1 protein-coding gene is annotated in these 2,662 nt (G+C 38.1%); it reads left to right on the top strand.

The genetic code is table 11. The features are described 5' to 3' along the window. Positions 1–2,662 (top strand): phosphodiester glycosidase family protein (locus JQM82_RS14985; RefSeq protein WP_235251206.1); only part of this gene is annotated, 2,662 nt, incomplete at both ends.

Raw genomic sequence — 2,662 nt, 5'->3', positions numbered from 1 at the left:
ATATGAAAAAGAAATTGCAACAAATGATAGCAATATTCCTGACACTTTCGTTAGTGTTGGGCGTAATTTCTCTCGATACGTTTGCTTCTGTCTCGCTGGGCAGTGTCGGTGAAAATTCTATTATTGCTAAAAAGGAATATTCTCTTGTTCCCGGAATCACTGAAACAGATATTACTCTAAATAATGATGAGGGTACATATCAAAATAAAGGTTATGTCATGGAAATAGATTTGTCCAATCCAGATGTAACAATGAAAGCGGGATATAAAAATTACGACGGATCAACTTATGGTATGCAGACGTCTACAGGGCAGGCTGAAGCTGCTGAAAAAGCATTAAAGAAAGAAAATCCTAACGCAAATGTAGTGGGTATTGTAAATGCAAATTTCTTCAATATGTCTACGGGTGAGCCATTAGGTGCATTAGTTATGAATGGTACAGTGTACCACGATACTTCTGCAGGATACGCATATTTTGCAATTTTGAAAGATGGATCTGCAGAAATACGGGATGGAAAAACACCGCTTGATGATAATGTAGTTGAAGCAATGGCTGGTGATACAATTCTCGTTAAAAATGGTAAAAATGTTATAGGATCTGGTTCGAGTTATGCAGAAAACTCAAATCCAAGATCTGCTGTCGGAATCAGAGAAGATGGTTCTGTTGTGCTGTTCTGTGTAGACGGGAGACAGGCACCAACATCTTGTGGTTTATCGTATTCTGATGTTGCCGATGTTATGATTGGTCTTGGATGTGTAACGGCTTTAAATTTTGATGGCGGAGGTTCTGTTACTTTTGCAACGGAAAGAGAAGGTACAAATGAGCTTACAGTAAAAAACAGTCCATCAGATGGTTATGAAAGAGCTGTTTCTGGTACTTTAATGTGTGTATCAACCGCAGAACCAAGTGGAACTTTCGATCATGCGGCGTTAAATCCTACAGGAACTATCTATACACCAGGATCTACTGTAGAGTTTTCTGCAATTGGTGTAGATTCTGCAGGAGGTTCTGCAGAATTACCAGAAGATCTTACTTGGACATTAGCAGATAATAGTACAGACATGGGAAAAATAGATAAATCTACAGGAGTGTTTAAAGCAACTGAAGATGTTACTGGCACAGTAAATATCCAAGTTGAAAGCGAAGGGAATGTAGTAGGTACAACATCCATTGAATTACGTGCTCCAGATGCATTGTCCTTTTTAAATGAATCTATCAACCTGGACTATGAACAGGAAAGTAATTTGGGGTTAACAGCAACATATAATGGTAGTGAAGTTGCTTTAAAAGATGGAGATATTAATTGGTTAATTGAAGACAGTACAGCTGGTTCTTTTTCAGGAAATATATTTAAAGCAGCTGCAAATAATGAATCTCATAACTTGTCTGTGTCCACAAAAGTAACAGCAACATCAAAATGGGACGATACAGTAACAGCGTCGATTACAGTTGGTGTAGGAACGGCTCCTGTTGTTGTTATGGATGGTGGAGATGCTGATGGCCTGGATTATAACAATGTTGCTTATGTGCATGCAGCCGCAAATGGTGGTGGATTGGAATACGAAACACATGCTGATGATCATGGAGATGTTATCGTTGTACATTATATAAATGGAAATGGATCATCAAGAGGTGGTGTGGCATCAGCAGAACAAGTTGGAATTGATAATGGAGAAGTTCGTTTCGGTGAAAAGGCATTAAAGCTAAATTATGATTTTACTGGAATAAATGGAATTGAAGGTGCATGTGTTGGTTTTGCTGAAGATATTACCATAGAGGGAAGTCCTACAGGTATTGGATTTTGGTGTTATGCACCTGAAAATACTCCAAATCTTTGGGTTAGAATTCGAGTAAAGGACGGCGCAGGAACAATTCGTACACTTGATTTTACAGATCGATATGACCAGGCAACAGATGGTACCTGTGGAGGTATTAACTGGGTTGGGTGGAAATATTTAGAGTGTGACCTAAGTGCTGTCCAGGGCCCTATTACTTTACTTGGTGGAGAAACGATTCGTATCATGGACACAAATGGCGCATATGGAAAGAATGATATAGCCACCAATGCCGGTATGGGTACAATTGTGTGCCAGAAAGATGATAGTGGAAATATTGTTTATGGCCCGACTTATGTAGGTCATCAAAAAGGTTATTTGTATATGGATAACTTACAACTCGTATATGGCACAAATAATGCAGATACAGATAATCCGACCATTAACATGATTAAGGCTGGTAGTAGCCTTGATTTGGCAGAAGAAATAGCAGCAGATGGATCAACTGAAATTAATAGTAATGAAATTACATTTTATTCTGAATTTTCAGATATAGAAAACGTAAATACAACAGGTATTGACTTGGGATATATTTATATAGACGGAGTTAATATGACAGAAAATGAGAACTGTGCGGTCAGTCTTACAGATGGCAAGCTTACATTAAATGGAATGAAGCTTGCAAACGGAACTCATTCTGTAAAAATATTGGTACGTGACGGGGAGGGAAATGAAGCAACCGTAACAAGAACATTTAATGTAAATGGTACGGATTCTTCATTGACTGCTGTAAATTTAGTTCCTGTAAGTGAGAATGCATTTCTTGGCAGTACATATCAGATGGCTTTAACTTCTAATAAGATAGAAGATGTAAAAGGTGTTGATAC

This window comes from Faecalicatena contorta, assembly GCF_021531995.1.
Lineage (GTDB): Bacteria > Bacillota > Clostridia > Lachnospirales > Lachnospiraceae > Dorea_A > Dorea_A contorta_A.
This window is presented reverse-complemented; position numbering and strand designations above follow the sequence as displayed.